The 17007-nt window shown below is 42.1% G+C and carries 12 protein-coding genes; 11 read left to right on the forward strand and 1 reads right to left on the reverse strand.

Annotated elements, in window-relative coordinates; genetic code table 11:
* Nucleotides 1–40: 40 nt before the first annotated feature.
* Nucleotides 41–3241 carry a DEAD/DEAH box helicase gene (locus tag B7E06_RS07480; protein WP_082233384.1) on the reverse strand — a complete coding sequence of 1067 codons (3201 nt, stop codon included), beginning with the start codon at nucleotides 3239–3241 and terminating at the stop codon, nucleotides 41–43.
* Nucleotides 3242–3589: 348 nt separating this feature from the next.
* Between B7E06_RS07480 and B7E06_RS07485 the strand changes: the two genes are divergently transcribed.
* The 11 genes from B7E06_RS07485 to ppaX all read left to right on the forward strand — a co-directional run bounded on the left by B7E06_RS07485 (nucleotide 3590) and on the right by ppaX (nucleotide 17007).
* A complete protein-coding gene (locus tag B7E06_RS07485; RefSeq protein ID WP_082233385.1) occupies nucleotides 3590–5173 on the forward strand; it encodes a peptide chain release factor 3 in 1584 nt (527 codons plus the stop codon).
* Between the two features lie 210 nt (nucleotides 5174–5383).
* A complete protein-coding gene (gene uvrB, locus B7E06_RS07490) occupies nucleotides 5384–7363 on the forward strand; it encodes an excinuclease ABC subunit UvrB (protein WP_082233386.1) in 1980 nt (659 codons plus the stop codon).
* A 7-nt stretch (nucleotides 7364–7370) separates the two neighbouring features.
* The gene (gene uvrA / locus B7E06_RS07495; protein ID WP_082233387.1) at nucleotides 7371–10247 is read left to right on the forward strand and encodes an excinuclease ABC subunit UvrA; all 2877 of its coding nucleotides are present in this window, start codon (nucleotides 7371–7373) and stop codon (nucleotides 10245–10247) included.
* A gap of 69 nt (nucleotides 10248–10316) precedes the next feature.
* Nucleotides 10317–10691, forward strand: a complete 375-nt coding sequence (locus B7E06_RS07500) for a YojF family protein (protein WP_082233388.1) — start codon at nucleotides 10317–10319, stop codon at nucleotides 10689–10691.
* Nucleotides 10681–11343, forward strand: coding sequence for a bacillithiol biosynthesis deacetylase BshB2 (gene bshB2, locus B7E06_RS07505; RefSeq protein ID WP_082233389.1), 663 nt, complete (start codon nucleotides 10681–10683; stop codon nucleotides 11341–11343). Before B7E06_RS07500 ends, bshB2 begins: the two co-directional genes overlap by 11 nt.
* 103 nt (nucleotides 11344–11446) lie before the next feature.
* Nucleotides 11447–12472, forward strand: coding sequence for a DUF4097 family beta strand repeat-containing protein (locus B7E06_RS07510; RefSeq protein WP_082233390.1), 1026 nt, complete (start codon nucleotides 11447–11449; stop codon nucleotides 12470–12472).
* A gap of 17 nt (nucleotides 12473–12489) precedes the next feature.
* Nucleotides 12490–12834, forward strand: a complete 345-nt coding sequence (locus B7E06_RS07515; protein WP_082233391.1) for a phage holin family protein — start codon at nucleotides 12490–12492, stop codon at nucleotides 12832–12834.
* A gap of 806 nt (nucleotides 12835–13640) precedes the next feature.
* Nucleotides 13641–14573, forward strand: a complete 933-nt coding sequence (gene hprK, locus B7E06_RS07520; RefSeq protein ID WP_082233392.1) for an HPr(Ser) kinase/phosphatase — start codon at nucleotides 13641–13643, stop codon at nucleotides 14571–14573.
* A 14-nt stretch (nucleotides 14574–14587) separates the two neighbouring features.
* Nucleotides 14588–15421 (forward strand): prolipoprotein diacylglyceryl transferase, encoded by an 834-nt coding sequence (lgt, locus tag B7E06_RS07525; protein WP_082233393.1) that lies wholly within the window; start codon nucleotides 14588–14590, stop codon nucleotides 15419–15421.
* A gap of 13 nt (nucleotides 15422–15434) precedes the next feature.
* Nucleotides 15435–16379, forward strand: coding sequence for a nucleoside recognition domain-containing protein (locus B7E06_RS07530; protein WP_082233394.1), 945 nt, complete (start codon nucleotides 15435–15437; stop codon nucleotides 16377–16379).
* On the forward strand, nucleotides 16369–17007 hold the full coding sequence (ppaX, locus tag B7E06_RS07535; protein WP_082233395.1) for a pyrophosphatase PpaX: 639 nt from the start codon (nucleotides 16369–16371) through the stop codon (nucleotides 17005–17007). The genes B7E06_RS07530 and ppaX overlap by 11 nt, the downstream gene beginning before the upstream one ends.

A 17007-nucleotide genomic window follows, 5' to 3' on the forward strand; every position in this document is an offset into this window, starting at 1 on the left:
TAGAGAAAAGTTTCTTTTCCTTTATAAGAGTTTCTACTATCTACTGAAAAAGCTCGCGGATTTCATTTTCACTTAAGGATGTCAGCATTGATTCACCTGGCTGAATGATCTGGTCAACAAGGTCTCTTTTCTTCTGCTGCAGCTGGAAAATTCTCTCCTCAATCGTTCCTTCAGAAATTAACCGAATCACCTGCACAACTTTTTCCTGTCCGATTCTATGAGCTCGGCCTGCTGCCTGTTCTTCAATAGCAGGATTCCACCATAGGTCGTAAAGAATAACTGTGTCAGCACCTGTTAAGTTTAGACCAGTTCCTCCTGCTTTCAATGAGATAAGGAACGCTTCTTTTTCACCTTCATTAAAGCGTTCCACCATTTCAAGCCGCTTATCGCTTTTGGTGCCGCCATCCAGATAGAATAGATCTGTTCCTTCGTTTGTCAGCTCTCCTTCTAAAATTCGGAGCATGCTGGCAAATTGAGAGAAAATGAGCACACGGTGACCGCCTTGCTTTAATTCACTCATCAGTTCTTTCAACTGCTCAAGCTTTCCTGAATTACCTTCATAATTTTCCAAAAAGAGGCCGGGGTGGCAGCAGATTTGACGCAGACGAGTCAGGCCGGCGAGAATTTCAAGCTTTCCTCGCTGAAGACCTTTCGTTGCAATTGTCTCCTGGACGTCAGATTGAATTTTTTCTAAATACCCTAGATAGACTTCCTTCTGTGGACGAGTGAGCTCCGAATATTGGACGGTTTCAATTTTATCTGGCAGTTCTTCAAGCACTTCTGTTTTCATTCTTCTTAAAATAAACGGACGCGTCATGCGCGCGATTTTTTCCGGCTTCATCTGCAGAAATTTCTTTTTACTTGAATAAAAGCCGGGCATAATCGTGCGGAATAGCGACCATAATTCTTGGAGTGAGTTTTCAATAGGAGTTCCGCTTAGCGCAAAGCGGTGCACAGCTTTAATGCCTCTCACAGCCTGAGATGTCTTCGTTGATTCATTTTTAATCGCCTGTGCTTCATCTAGAATCATGGCATGAAACGTACGGGTTGAATAAAATTCCGTATCCTGTCGCAGCAGAGGATAAGATGTAATTAGAATCTCTGCCTGATTCGAATTAATCAGTTCTCTTCTTGTTGACGGGTCTCCAGTTATCACCTGGGCCGTTAACGACGGAGCAAATTTCTCAATCTCTTTTTTCCAGTTATACACAAGAGATGCAGGTGTCACAATAAGGACCGGCTCGTTTAACAGCTTTGCTTCCTTTTCATATAAAATAAAAGCAATGCTCTGCAACGTTTTTCCAAGTCCCATATCATCTGCAAGCACACCGCCAAGACCATAAGTTGAAAGAGTCTTTAACCAGCGGAAACCGGTCAGCTGGTAAGATCTCATATCTGCCTGCAAATCTTTAGGTGGGTTAATGTTAAATGTTTCTGGAGACTTCAGTCTTTTAACAAGCTGTTTAAACCGATCATTTCGTTCACTGTCCCCAAGCTTAAGCGTATCATCTACTTGAAGGCTTCTAACTTTAGCTACTTGGAGCTCAGAGTCTTGAATGTCTCTTGAAGACAATTCAAGCTCATCAGCAAGAGAACGGAAGCGGCTGAAAGAATCTGAAGTTAAAGACATTAAAGCCCCGTTGGACAGCCGGAAATAACGCTTTTTCTCAATAGCCGCTCTTAAAGCGTTCGTAATATCGTCGTTAGATATACCCTCAATTTCAAATCGAATATCGAGCCAGCTGCCTTCTGTATCCACTTGAACGGAAGGAATCAATTCATGATCCTGATCGTTAACCAGTGAGCGGACTGATGCAGACGTAAACACTTCGGCCTGTTCATTTAATCGTGGGAGATACATTGTTAAAAATTGATCCAGCGCCTCATCATCTTCGATATAGACAATTTCTCCATCAAATTTAAATTCAGCCTGTTCTAAAATGTGAATAATCGACTGTTCCGCCTGTCTATCGCGCTTGATAATTTGAGATTGACCAGGCGGATAATGAAACGGTCTGATCATATGATCTCCGTAATGGAATTGGACATCGATCGTAAGAGTCCACTGGTTGAAATCCAGATATATTTTTGTCTTTAAGTCTTCCTGTACTATTTTCTGCTGGGCTTTCTCATCGAGAGTTACATCAGCAATCGACTCCAATTCAGGAAGAACGTAAGAGACAATGCCTTCCATATCTGTATGTCCTACAGTGTGGCTGCCATTAGAATTATATGGAAGCAGCGTGTGAAGTGAACGGACGATTTCCTCTTTTTCGGGATCCAGCTGATAAAAAGTTCCTTCTTTATAAAGGAAATGATAATCCTTCATATAATCGAGTTCTTTCAGCTGATTCATACGTATATGATACATTCCTCTTTCTTCAGAGATATAAAAATCAAATTTCGGCATTTCTTCAAAGAACTGCAGCCCCCCAACTGACTTTCCTTTCTCGAAGACTTCGCAGAATCCTTTAGAAAGCTCATTCAGAAGTTTGGGAGCCATAGAAGGAGATATGGTCAGCTGCCGGTGTTCGCCTGTATGCCAGTGGCGGTCATAAAACAGTTCCTGCTCATAGCTGCTGTAGAGTCTGTTTAAAATCATAGCATCCCGTTCATCCAGAACGTGAACAGACGGGTCATAAGTGAATTTTTTAGATATTTGGTATGGTTTCTGCTGGTGATAATGAGTTAAAAGCTCGCGGATATCTTTAATCACATACGGATAATCCTCGCCCAGCTTAATTTCCATGTTTAAGCTCTTCGTTCCTAATATATTTTGAACATGCAAAAAATACTGGATCATCAAAGGCTTTTTCTGTTCATTGCTGTATCTTCTTTCCTGCCGGTCGCGAAATGTTTCGAAAAGCCTCGTGGCAAATACCCGATCTACCTGACGGCTGGCCGGTTCTTTTTCTATTTCTGTTTTTGAAGTAAGCTGAGGTGCCGCTTCTACAATTGCCTGTTCACGTATCGCACAAAGTACAGCCGCTATATGCTTACACTTGTAGTAAGTGTCATAGGCGGGGCATTCGCATCTGGCTTCCAGATCCTCATTTTCAAAAAAGAAAACACGCACCTCATAATCATGAGTGCCTGTTACAACAGCGCGCCAGGAGCGGATGGTACTATTATAAGTAAGACCGTATACCTTTCCTTGCCTGAAATATCTTTCCCCTCGTTTGTAAAAGGTTGATCCTGTTATTTTAATAATGTCTTTAGGTTGTAATAGGTATGACTGCATAGAATTGCATCCTAACTAGATTATTTTCTTTAATTATAACAGGTTAAAAGGCAAATAACTTTCCTTTCAACTCGTTAAAGAAGAACTGTCAAAACATTTTATGGTGATTACAGGTGAGGTATAACCTCAGTGGGATTTTATCGTTCCCGGGTATCAAGTTGATATTTGAACTTCCCACTTATTGATTTTAGCTAACGGTTATGCTAAGTTTCAAGATAGAGATTTTCAAAACTTTTGAAGCCGCTTCTGAAATCAGCGGCTTTTAATAATGGAGTGGAGTTGCCAATGTAAAACGTATATCCTGCCCAATCAGTATTTAAATTAAATTTTTTAGTGGAGGATATGACGATGAGTATACAAGATGAAATGAAAAAACGGCGAACATTTGCTATTATTTCCCACCCGGATGCCGGTAAAACCACAATGACAGAGAAAATGCTGTTGTTCGGTAATTTAATCCGTTCGGCCGGAACAGTTAAAGGGAAAAAATCAGGAAAGTTTGCTACATCTGACTGGATGGAAATTGAGAAACAGCGTGGAATATCTGTTACATCAAGTGTTATGAACTTTTCCTATGAAGGCTACCAGGTGAACATTTTAGATACGCCTGGACACGAAGACTTCAGTGAAGATACGTATCGTACATTAACTGCCGTGGACAGTGTAGTGATGATTATTGATGGAACAAAAGGAATAGAAGCCCAGACGCTAAAACTGTTCAAGGTCTGTAAGATGCGCGGAATTCCGATTTTTACTTTTATTAATAAGATGGACCGGGAAGGCCGTGAACCGCTGGATCTGCTCGAAGAAATTGAGTCTACGCTTGATATAGAAACATACCCAATGACATGGCCTGCTGGAATGGGAAAAAGATTTCTGGGTGTATTTGATCGTCACAATGATCAATTCGTTAAGTTTACCGGTAATGAAAGGGAGGAATATATTCCTTATTCTGAATTAGGCCAGCATCAGGAGCTTACGGAAGACATAACTTATCAGGAAGCGAAGGATGAAATGGAACTTGTTGATGAAGCTGGAGACGGATTTGACCTCGAAAAAGTATTAAGGGGTGATCAGACTCCTGTATTCTTCGGAAGCGCATTGGCTCCATTTGGAGTAGAAACCTTTTTTAATACGTTCATAAAATATGCCCCTGAACCGGCTCCTAGAAGGTCAACGGAAGGAATAGTCTCTCCAGAGAGTGAGGAATTTTCAGGATTTATTTTCAAAATCCAGGCGAATATGAACCCACAGCACCGTGACCGTATTGCCTTTGTGCGAATATGTTCAGGAAAATTCGAACGCGGGATGAATGTAACCCTCTCTCGAACAGGGAAGACGATTAAGCTTTCCCAATCTCAGCAGTTTGTTGCATCTTCAAGAGGAACAGTTGAAGAGGGATATGCAGGTGATATAATTGGGATCTATGACCCAAACGTTTACCGTATTGGAGATACGATTTTAACAGGGAATCAGAAATATCAATATGATGAACTTCCTCAGTTTCCTCCAGAGCTTTTCAAAAAAGTAACGGCAAAGAACGTAATGAAATCCAAGCAGTTTAAGAAAGGGCTTGAACAGCTTGTTCAGGAAGGCGCCATTCAGCTCTTTAAGCATTATCATTTTGAAGATTATATTATTGGGGCCGTCGGCGAGCTTCAATACCAGGTATTTGAGTATCGAATGAAAAATGAATACAATGTAGAAGTAGAGCTTATGCCAATGGGAGAAAGAATTCCTCGCTGGATTCCTTCAGACCAAGTGGATGAATCTATGTTTGATGAAAGAAATATGCTCGTCCTTGACCGTGAAGAAAACCCGGTCGTGCTGTTTAAGAATGATTTCTCTCTACGTTGGTTTAAAGATAAGCATAAAGATATTGAATTGGTTGATTTATTTGAGGTTAATCAATACGATCAGTCGTTTGAATAAAAATAGAAAAATTCTTATGAAATTATAAGGAATAGCTTGCAGGGGAACCACTTTTCTTCTGCAGGCTATTTTTGTATGGAGCCTGGTTTTCATAGGAAAGTCAAACGTTGGTAATTATTTTCAACACCGAATGTTTGTTCGTTGAAGGTTAGAATGGTAAACTTATGTGGTAAACTATCTTTGAATGAGTTAGGATCGGAGGATCGTATTATGAACAATCAATTTGAACTCGTGTCAGAATATTCACCTCAAGGAGATCAGCCCCAGGCGATTAAGGAGCTGGTCGAAGGCATAAATAATGGCCGAAAGCATCAAACGCTGCTCGGTGCGACAGGAACGGGTAAAACGTTTACGATGTCGAATGTCATCCAGCAGGTGAATAAACCGACACTGATTATCGCCCATAATAAAACTTTAGCAGGGCAGCTTTACAGCGAATTCAAGGAATTCTTCCCAAACAATGCGGTTGAATATTTCGTAAGCTTTTATGATTATTATCAGCCGGAAGCATACGTTCCTCAAACCGATACCTTCATTGAAAAAGATTCGAACATAAACGATGAAATAGACAAATTACGTCACTCGGCTACGACCTCACTATTTGAGCGGAATGACGTCATCATTGTAGCCAGTGTTTCTTGTATATATGGGCTGGGTTCACCAGAAGAATACCGAAGCCAAGTCGTTTCTATTCGTCCCGGTATGGAAAAAGAGCGGGATGAACTCCTACGTTCTTTAGTCGATATCCAGTATGCACGAAATGATATTGACTTTCAGCGCGGGACGTTCCGTGTGCGTGGAGATTCTGTAGAAATAATACCTGCTTCTAAAGAGGAACATGCGATTCGAGTAGAGTTTTTCGGTGATGAAATTGACCGTATTCGTGAAGTGGATGTATTAACAGGGGAAGTAGTAGGAGAACGGGAACACGTAGCGATATTTCCTGCTTCCCACTTCGTAACTCGTGAAAATAAACTAAAAAAAGCTATTCAGAATATTGATGCTGAAATGCAGGAACGTGTGAAAGAACTGAAAGACCAGAATAAGCTGCTTGAAGCACAGAGGATTGAACAAAGGACGCGCTACGATCTGGAAATGATGGATGAAATGGGATTCTGTTCGGGGATTGAGAACTACTCCCGTCACTTAACATTCCGTGAAAAAGGAGCGACTCCTTATACACTGCTGGATTTCTTTCCAGAGGACTCCTTAATTATAGTGGATGAATCTCACGTTACACTGCCGCAGATTCGTGGAATGTATAATGGGGACCAGGCTAGAAAACAGGTGCTGGTAGATCATGGTTTTCGCCTGCCGTCTGCACTTGATAACAGACCTTTGAGATTTGAAGAGTTTGAAAAGCATATTAATTTTATTACTTATGTATCAGCGACTCCGGGTCCATATGAACTGGAGCATACACCGAAGATGACTGAACAGATTATTCGTCCTACCGGGCTGCTTGATCCAGAGATTGATATTCGTCCGATCCATGGTCAGATAGACGACTTAATCGGTGAAATAAATCTGCGTAAGGATAGAAACGAGAGAGTACTCGTAACAACACTGACGAAAAAGATGTCAGAAGACTTAACCGATTATTTAAAAGAAATCGGATTGAAGGTCGCATATCTTCACTCAGAAATCGACACGTTTGAGCGAATTGAAATCATCCGTGATTTACGCTTAGGTAAATACGATGTCCTTGTAGGAATTAACCTGTTGAGAGAGGGAATTGATATTCCAGAGGTTTCACTTGTTACTATTCTTGATGCTGATAAGGAAGGTTTTCTACGATCAGACCGTTCACTCATCCAAACGATTGGACGAGCAGCTAGAAACGAAAATGGGCGAGTGATTATGTATGCTGATAAGATAACGAAATCGATGCAGTACGCTATTGATGAAACGTATCGACGTCGTGAGAAACAGATTGCCTATAACGAAAAACATGGCGTAACACCTAAAACAATCAAAAAGCAAATTCGAGATCTTATTTCCGTATCCTCAGTTGCTGAAGATGAAGAGAGCTATATTGCGGATAAGAAGCCGTCCAAGATGACGAAAAAAGAACGTATGGAACTGGTAGATAATTTAGAAACTGAAATGAAGCAGGCAGCTAAAGATCTTGACTTTGAACGGGCAGCAGAGCTGCGTGATGTAATTTTGGAACTAAAAGCGGAAGGATGAAAAGCTTATGGTTAGTAAGAATATCAGCATAAGAGGAGCCAGGGCTCATAATCTGAAAAATATCAATATCGATATTCCTAAAAACAAATTAGTAGTTATGACCGGGCTCTCAGGTTCAGGGAAGTCTTCCTTAGCCTTTGATACAATTTATGCAGAAGGTCAGAGACGCTATGTAGAATCACTTAGTGCATATGCCAGACAGTTTCTCGGCCAGATGGATAAGCCGGATGTCGATTCTATCGAAGGTTTATCTCCGGCTATTTCCATAGATCAGAAGACAACAAGTAAGAACCCGCGTTCTACAGTAGGGACTGTGACAGAAGTCTATGATTATTTGCGCCTGTTATATGCGAGGGTAGGAAGACCGACATGTCCAAATCACGGCATAGAAATTTCCTCTCAGACGGTTCAGCAGATGGTAGATCAGCTGATGGAGCATCCGGAGAGAACAAAGATGCAAATTCTGGCTCCTGTAGTTTCCGGCAGAAAAGGTGAGCATGTCAAGGTGTTCGAACAACTGCAGAAGGAAGGATATATCCGCCTCAGAGTAGACGGTGAAATGCGGGAGATTTCCGAGGAAATAAAACTGGAAAAGAATAAAAAGCATTCCATTGAAGTGGTGGTTGACCGAATTGTCATAAAAGAAGGAGTGGAGGGCCGGCTTTCTGATTCTATTGAAACAGCGTTAGGTCTTGGTGGAGGACACCTGATTGTCGATGTGATGGATGGGGAAGAACTTGTATTCAGCGAGCATCATGCCTGTCCAATCTGTGGTTTTTCTGTCAGTGAACTTGAGCCGCGCATGTTTTCCTTTAACAGTCCTTATGGAGCTTGCAGCCGTTGCGACGGACTGGGCACACAGCTTGAAGTGGATTTGGATCTCGTAATTCCTGACTGGGATAAAACTTTAAATGAACATGCGATTGCCGCTTGGGAACCTACAAGCTCCCAATACTATCCCCAGCTTCTTCAAAGTGTTGCCAGACACTATAAGATCGATATGAATAAGCCTGTTAAAAAGCTTCCGAAAGACAAAATGGACAAAATTTTATATGGAAGTGGAAATGAAAAAGTTCACTTTCGTTATGAAAATGACTTTGGGAAAATACGGGAAAGCGAAATTTATTACGAAGGAGTCATCCCTAACATTTCCAGGCGCTATCGGGAGACAAGTTCTGATTTTATTCGTGAGCAGATGGAAAAATATATGGCGCAGAAGCCTTGCCCTAAATGTAAAGGGAATCGTCTGAATGACGAAGCGCTGGCTGTCCTCATCGGTGGTAAACATATCGGAGAAACAACCGAGTATTCTGTAGTAGAGGCCAAACGGTTTTTTGAGGGGCTGGATCTGACTGAAAAAGAAGAAACAATTGCCCGGATGATTTTAAAAGAAATTTGCGAGCGTCTCAGCTTTCTGGCAAATGTAGGGCTGGATTATCTGACTCTTTCCCGTTCGGCAGGTACGCTCTCGGGAGGGGAAGCCCAGAGGATCCGGCTGGCAACCCAGATCGGCTCAGCATTAACAGGTGTTCTATACGTACTTGATGAGCCTTCAATCGGCCTTCACCAGCGTGATAATGACCGTTTAATTGACACACTTAAACGGATGAGGGATTTAGACAATACGCTGATCGTCGTAGAACACGATGAAGATACGATGCTGGCGGCCGACTATTTAATTGATATCGGGCCGGGAGCAGGTGCACACGGCGGTGAAATTGTTACACAGGGAACACCAAAGCAAGTTATGAGAAGCAGTCATTCCTTGACAGGCCAATACCTCTCGGGGAAAAAGTTTATTCCGCTTCCTGCTCAGCGCAGAAAGCCGGACGGACGGTATATTACGATTAAGGGTGCTGAAGAAAATAACCTGAAAAAAGTAAATGCAAAGATTCCGCTTGGTCTTCTTACAGCTGTTACAGGAGTATCAGGCTCTGGGAAGAGTACACTGATTAACGATATTTTATATAAATCCTTGTCCATGCGTCTGCATAGAGGCAAGCAAAAGCCAGGAAAACACAAACAGATTGATGGAATTGAACAGCTTGAAAAAGTCATTGATATTGATCAGTCTCCGATTGGACGAACGCCTCGTTCAAATCCAGCAACCTATACAGGTGTTTTTGATGATATTCGGGATGTATTTGCGCAAACCAGCGAGGCAAAAATCCGGGGCTATAAAAAAGGCCGGTTTAGTTTTAATGTGAAAGGCGGCCGATGTGAGGCCTGCCGCGGGGATGGAATTATTAAAATTGAAATGCACTTTCTTCCGGATGTTTATGTTCCTTGCGAAGTTTGTAACGGGAAGAGATATAACCGGGAAACGCTCGAAGTGAAATACAAAGGAAAAAACATCTCTGATGTGCTTGGTATGACTATTGAGGAAGCACTTGAATTTTTCTCGAATATTCCTAAAATCAAGCGTAAGATTCAAACCGTTGCTGATGTAGGGCTGGACTATATTAAATTAGGACAGCCGGCCACCACCCTTTCAGGAGGGGAAGCTCAGCGTGTGAAATTAGCGAGTGAACTGCACCGCCGATCAACAGGAAAATCTTTTTACATTCTCGATGAACCTACGACGGGTCTCCATGTCGATGATATTTCCCGTCTGCTGAAAGTTCTCCAGCGTCTCGTCGATAATGGCGATACCGTTCTAATCATTGAACACAGTCTTGATGTAATTAAGGAGGCTGATCATATTATTGATCTTGGCCCTGAAGGTGGAGAAAAAGGCGGACAGATTATTGCATCAGGTACTCCGGAAAAAGTAGCTAAGGACAGCAAATCCTATACCGGTAAGTACTTAAAGCCAATTCTGGAAAGAGACAAAAAGCGTATGGAAGACAGGCTGAATACTAAAGAGAAAGTTTCCAGCAAGTAGATACTTTGACGACTTAGGAAGAATTAAGTATCGTTAAAGGTGAGATGCTTAGCGGGAGGAATGCAGGAAATGAAACCAATTGAACAGGATAAAGTGCAGGCTGTAATTGATCAGTTTGCCAATAAAGATGTATATATTCATTTAGAAACGACTAATGGAGCTTACGCCAGTCATTTTGATGAGAATGCATACAATGTCGGTGCATTTATTCGTAATGCACATGTAAACTATCAGCATGGAAAGCTGGTTAGCACCGGCGGTTCTTTTCGTGTCGGTCTTAAGCTCGAACTCGGATGGGTGTACGCTGAAGGAGTCAGCGACTACGAAGTCGATGAACAGGGCCGGCTGCTGATGGCTGGACACGATCGGGAAGGACGTCTAATGGTCGCTCTTGAAATCAGCGAAAAACCATTTACACATGAGGCTGACACTGATGAACAATAAACACGCGTTAGTGATCTTCCCGCATCCGGATGATGAATCCTTTGGAGCATCCGGCATTATAAGTAAATTCCGTTCCGAAGGTGTACCGGTTACCTATTTATGCGGAACACTTGGGGAAATGGGACGCAATATGGGGAATCCCGTTTTTGCTAATAGAGAAACACTTTCAACATTTCGAAAAAGAGAGCTGGAAGAAGCAGCACGACAGCTTGATATAAATGTGGAACTGCTTGGCTATCGGGACAAAACATTAGAATTTGAACCGATTGAAAGCCTTGCTGCTGATTTGAAGAAGAGAATTCAATCTCATCGTGCTTCAGTTGTAATCACTCATTATCCGGGTTATGCGGTCCACCCAGATCATGATGCTTTGGCTGCTGCAGTAATAAAAGCTGTAGAACAGATAGATCCAGGGGAGCGTCCGGAAGTATGGATGCATGCGATCAGTAATGGCCATGAAGAGAAACTCGGTGAGCCGGACCTTATCTTTGATATTGCCCCCTACTGGGATAAAAAAGAAGCAGCGATTCGAGCACATCTTTCCCAGGCGGATGGAATGATGCAGCTGATTGAAAATCACGACCAGCGAAATGAACAGCTTCAGAGACTCAAACGAGAGAGTTTTTACCGCTGGACTCTTTCTACAACATGATGATAAGACACCTTGCAGAGTCACTTCTTCAAGGTGTCTTTTTTTATCTTGTTTGTTCTGTCTTAAGGTAGGGAAAAGAATTAGTTGAAGGAGAGATGCATTTATGAATGAGGAACGTATGAAAATACTTAAAATGATCGAAGAAGGTACAATTACGGCTGAAGAGGGAGCAGAGCTTTTAAAAGCAGTAGAAACTACAAAAGAAATGAATAAAACTTCCTCAAATAAAAAGTACGGGTTTAAGGATTTCATTGATGAAGCGGTTGAAAAGATAAAGAATGTGGATTTCGATTTGTCATTTGGTGAAGCGGTCGAATTTCATCATGAATTAAAAGCTGATCCAGTGGATTTTCACGACCTGGATATATCGATTGCTAATGGTTCTCTTCACCTTGAACCATGGGATAAAGACTTTGCCAAGGCTGATTGCCGGGTAAAGGTCTACCAGACTTCAGATGAAACAGAAGCAAAAGAACAGTTTCTGGCGGATTCAGAATTAGATATAACATCAGGAATTCTTCGCCTTTCAAATCCTTCAAAAAAGATTAAAATCTTTGTTAAACTTTACCTTCCGAAAAAGCGCTACGACTTTATCAAATTAAAGCTTTCAAATGGTGCTATTACATCCAATCATTTAGAAGCTGCTCATTTTCAGTTAAAGACCTCCAATGGTTCTCTCCGTTTGAAAGATGCTCAGGGAGAAACTTGTAAGCTGGAAACTGGAAATGGCTCTATTACCGTTGCAGAAAGTGCTTTTGATCATTGTGAAGCTGATACTATTAATGGTTCAGTTAAACTGGACGGACAGTTTGGAAAGTCTGATGTATCGGCGATAGCAGGCGGTATTACTGTCTATAATTATGGAGATCGGGCCCATACGGGTTTTTTCAAAACAACGACCGGTCAAATTTCTGTTCTTCTGCCGGAGAACAAAAGGATTGACGGCACGTTAAAGTCCAGTATAGGCAGCTTAACGTGTGAATTAGAAAACTATAAAATCCTGAAAAATAAAAAAGAGGTAATGAGCAAGGAACTTGTATTTGAAGCACGCGAAGAGTTAGAAAAGATTTATCATATAGAAGCAGAAACAAAGACAGGCTCTGTAACGATCAAAGATCCTGTGATATAAAGCAGGGAGGATAGTTTATGAAAAATTGGCTTCTTCACATTCTAGTTAATGCTATTGCTATATTTATTGTTGGGTTTGCGTTTCAATCAGTAGAAATTGATGGTTTTATGGCAGCCGTTCTCGCTGCATTAATTCTTTCGATCTTAAATACGATTGTAAGGCCGATTCTTGTCTTATTAACCCTTCCCATTACAATCGTAACACTTGGTTTATTTTTACTTGTAGTGAACGCCATTACATTAGCGATAACGGACGGACTGCTCGGTGACATGTTTGAAATTGCCGGTTTTGGCATGACGATCATTGCCGCTCTTGTCATTTCCTTGATTAATCTCATCCTAAATAGTGTAATCAAAGAATAATGGGGAAAACTGCCGGCATTCAGCCGGCAGTAATTTTGTTTGTAAACAAGAGAAAGCCCCTATCTAGGGAACCACTCGCTTTCCGTAGACGAACGTTGAGCTTCATCAGATTAAAACCTTCCAGGATCTCCCCCTGTTCTTCTCTCCCATAGGAGCCTCGCCGTTTCCCCTGGCACTTTATGTTTTTTAGAGTAACGGAACATTGAGTAAAGGAAGATCATTTCTTTTAGAGCGCTTACTGAAACTACAGCGTTCCGTTTATACCACCAATAGTAAAAGAGGCTGGGAAATGACGAGACTCCTGCAGGGAGATAGAGCCAGGATGAGATCCGCGAGTGCAACGAGCTAGCTCATCGGCTCCCCGCGGAAAGCGAGTCATTTCCCAGCCGCTTTTCTCTTATTCCAGTAAACGGAACCGTCTTTCCACTTCCTAAAAAAGGGAGATGGCGAGACTCCTGCAGGGAGATAGAGCCGTGGTGAGATCCGCGAGTGTAACGAGCTAGCTCACCGGCTCCCCGCTAAAAAGCGAGCTATTTCCCAGCCGCGTTTCTCTTTATACAGTAAATGGAACAGACTTTTCTCTAGCTAAAGTAAACGCCTTTTACCTTCTCAAGCCTCTTACATACACGGAATGATTTCTCTCCCCCAAAAACCCTGAAAGCAAGACACGTAACTCGAGTAACAGAACCCTTTCTCAATAACCTGACTGCCGGCATCAAGCGGGCTGTATTTTTTTATCCAGGCGATTCGTAAAAATATGCTACAATAAGGGACAGTGAGTGATGATTTTGAAGGAGGAAACACCAATGAGTAAAGTCCGTACAGAAGATTTGCTGGAGCGATTTGATCTTGAGCTGTTAGCGGGAGAAGACGGTATCCACCGTGAAATACATATGAGCGATATTTCCCGTCCTGGAGTTGAGATCACCGGGTATTTTAAATTTTATCCTAAGGATCGCCTTCAGTTGTTAGGAAAGACGGAGCTGTCTTATTTTAATGAACTGACACATGAGCAGAGAAAGCATAGAGCAGAACAGCTATGTACTGATATAACACCAGGGATTGTTATCACCCGGGGGATGGACATTCCAGAAGAGCTGGTGACAGCTGCGAATGAAGGAGCGGTCCCTCTCATGAGGTCGCCTTATAAGACGACTCGTGTCATCAGCCGGCTGACGAACTACCTCGAATCTAAGTTTGCCCCTTTTACCGCGATTCATGGTGTATTAGTCGATATATACGGGATCGGTGTCCTAATCACTGGACAGAGCGGGGTAGGGAAAAGCGAAACAGCACTTGAGCTTGTTAAGAGAGGTCACCGCTTAGTGGCTGATGACAGCGTAGAAATTCGCCAGGAGGATTATGACACATTGATTGGTAATAGTCCTCCTTTAATTGAACATCTTCTTGAAATCCGCGGGCTTGGCATTATTAATGTAATGACATTGTTCGGGGCGGGAGCCGTTCGAAGTTATAAACGGATTACGCTAGTAATTAACCTTGAAATTTGGGATAAAACCAAACAGTATGATCGTCTTGGACTAGAAGAGGAAACGATGAAAATTATGGACGTTCAAATTCCGAAAGCGACCATTCCTGTCCGACCTGGCCGTAACTTAGCCGTAATTATTGAAGTAGCAGCCATGAACTTCCGCTTGAAGCGTATGGGAGTAAACGCGGCTGAAGAGTTTTCTGAGCGTTTAACGAAAGTGATTGACGAGGATAATAGTGAACAATAAAGGAGCGAAAGGTTTTGTCTTGTACACCAGAACAGCTTGACCGAGTGCTAATTCAGTTTGGCCCTTTATCCATTTATTGGTATGGGGTAATTATTGCAACAGGAGCCTTTTTAGGTCTTTTGATTGCAACAAGAGAATCTGAACGGCTCGGTTTAAAAAAAGATTATCTTGTTGATATTGTCGTTTATGCGATTCCAATTGCGATTTTATGTGCTCGTATATACTATGTTATTTTTGAATGGGATCGATATGTAGGTGAACCCTGGTGGAAGATTTTTGCTGTGTGGGAGGGCGGAATCGCCATCCATGGAGCCTTAATTGGTTCGTTTGTAACTGCATATGTGTACACGAAGCTAAAAGGTTTATCTTTCTGGATGATTGCGGATATTGCTGCACCTAGTATTATTTTGGGTCAGGCGATCGGCCGCTGGGGTAATTTTATGAATCAGGAAGCCCATGGCGGACCTGTCTCTGAAACCTTTTATAATAATTACATGCAGTATCTCCCTAATTTTATTAATCAGCAGATGTGTATTGATGGTACAATTTATCATCCGACATTTCTTTATGAATCTCTCTGGAGTATGCTTGGATTTATATTACTGTTGGTGCTTCGCTATAAGGTCAATCCTCGTCGCGGGGAGATATTCCTTAGCTACTTAATTTGGTATTCTGTGGGAAGATTTTTTGTAGAAGGGCTTCGCACGGACAGTCTTTATTTATTTGGGGACATCAGAACTGCTCAGTTCATTTCCATCCTGCTTATAGCAGGGGCGGTTATTGCGATGATTTACCGTAGGAAAGCCGGGCTTGCAAATAAAAGATATAACGGGAAGAAAGTAAAATAGGGAGAGACGTTCTATGAGTTCTATACTGAAAGAAGGATCTAAAAAAGGCCTTCAGCTTACTTGGGCATTAGGAAAGATTATCTTTCCGGTCACTTTAATTGTTACGATCCTTCAATTTACCCCTATTTTACCATGGGTGATTAATCAGCTGTCTCCCCTGATGAGTATCCTCGGGCTCTCTGGAGACGCAGCAGTGCCGCTCGTGCTTGGGAACTTTCTCAATCTGTACGCGGGGATCGCGGCGATTATATCCTTTGATTTTACAGTGAAAGAAGTGTTTATTCTAGCTGTTATGCTGTCTTTTTCACATAACCTGATCATAGAGTCGGCAGTGGCAAAAAAAGTCGGAATCAGCTGGTGGCTGGTGGTAGGTATTCGTTTAATACTTGCTGTTGGTTCAGCTATACTGATTAATTTGACTTGGAATGGCGGGCAGGAACAGGCAAAATATGGCCTGGCGCCTGACCGCCAGACTATGCCGGAGGGCTGGGGAGAAATAATTTTACAAGGACTGCAGACAGCTTTTATGGGAATCGTCCAGCTTGCACTAATTGTCCTTCCTCTAATGATTGTTATGCAGTATTTAAGAGAGAAGGGCTGGCTTGATCGTATGTCCGATTGGCTCGCTCCGACAACTAAGTTTCTCGGCATGGAACGCAATACGTCAATGACACTTGCAGCCGGGCTGACGATTGGTCTTGCCTATGGGGCAGGTCTTATGATTCAGGCGGTAGAAGAAGATGGAGTATCCAAAAAAGACATGTTTCTCGCTATGATCTTTCTTGTTTCCTGTCACGCCGTGGTTGAAGATACCCTGATCTTCATTCCATTAGGTATTCCTGTCTGGCCTCTGCTGCTCATTCGTTTAACCACCGCAGTAGTCTTAACAGCAGGAATAGGGTTTGTCTGGAATAAGTTAGAACGAGAAAGGCGGAGGGATTTAAGCCATGAGTATTAACACGATTTTATTTGATTTAGACGGTACATTAATTGATACGAATGAACTTATCATTTCATCTTTTACCCATACTTTAAAAAATCATGCGGACCGTCCATATACAAGGGAAGAAATTATACAGTTTATAGGAGAGCCGCTAAAAGACAGTCTTGCTTCTGTAAATGAAAACGAAGTTGAAGAGATGATTGAAACATACCGGAAACATAATATAGCTAATCATGAAAATTATGTAAAGGCCTACGATGGAGTGCTGGAAACCATTCGAACATTAAAGGAGCAAAACTACCAGCTGGGTATAGTAACAACAAAGATGCGACAAACTGTAGAAATAGGAATGAAAATGACAGAACTCGAAGGACTGTTTGATACCATCGTAACTCTTGATGACGTTGTACATGCCAAACCTCATCCGGAACCTGTTATGAAAGCCCTGCGTTCACTTAATGCTCCTGCTTCAAAAGCACTAATGGTAGGAGATAATACGCACGATATTGAATCGGGAAAAAATGCCGGTACGAAAACTGCGGGTGTTGCTTGGACATTAAAAGGCCGGAATGTACTAGATGAACTTAAGCCTGATTACATGCTGACTAATATGAGAGAGTTACTTCAAATTACAGGAGGCTAA

The sequence above is a fragment of the Halobacillus massiliensis genome (assembly GCF_900166625.1).
GTDB classification, from domain to species: Bacteria; Bacillota; Bacilli; order Bacillales; family Halobacillaceae; genus Halobacillus_A; species Halobacillus_A massiliensis.

What these genes read in the sequence shown, in the direction of transcription:
- B7E06_RS07480 (WP_082233384.1), bottom strand. Translation starts at nt 3,241, where the DNA reads ATGCAGTCATACCTATTACAACCTAAAGACATTATTAAAATAACAGGA.
- B7E06_RS07485 (WP_082233385.1), top strand. Translation starts at nt 3,590, where the DNA reads ATGAGTATACAAGATGAAATGAAAAAACGGCGAACATTTGCTATTATT.
- uvrB (WP_082233386.1), top strand. Translation starts at nt 5,384, where the DNA reads ATGAACAATCAATTTGAACTCGTGTCAGAATATTCACCTCAAGGAGAT.
- uvrA (WP_082233387.1), top strand. Translation starts at nt 7,371, where the DNA reads ATGGTTAGTAAGAATATCAGCATAAGAGGAGCCAGGGCTCATAATCTG.
- B7E06_RS07500 (WP_082233388.1), top strand. Translation starts at nt 10,317, where the DNA reads ATGAAACCAATTGAACAGGATAAAGTGCAGGCTGTAATTGATCAGTTT.
- bshB2 (WP_082233389.1), top strand. Translation starts at nt 10,681, where the DNA reads ATGAACAATAAACACGCGTTAGTGATCTTCCCGCATCCGGATGATGAA.
- B7E06_RS07510 (WP_082233390.1), top strand. Translation starts at nt 11,447, where the DNA reads ATGAATGAGGAACGTATGAAAATACTTAAAATGATCGAAGAAGGTACA.
- B7E06_RS07515 (WP_082233391.1), top strand. Translation starts at nt 12,490, where the DNA reads ATGAAAAATTGGCTTCTTCACATTCTAGTTAATGCTATTGCTATATTT.
- hprK (WP_082233392.1), top strand. Translation starts at nt 13,641, where the DNA reads ATGAGTAAAGTCCGTACAGAAGATTTGCTGGAGCGATTTGATCTTGAG.
- B7E06_RS07530 (WP_082233394.1), top strand. Translation starts at nt 15,435, where the DNA reads ATGAGTTCTATACTGAAAGAAGGATCTAAAAAAGGCCTTCAGCTTACT.
- ppaX (WP_082233395.1), top strand. Translation starts at nt 16,369, where the DNA reads ATGAGTATTAACACGATTTTATTTGATTTAGACGGTACATTAATTGAT.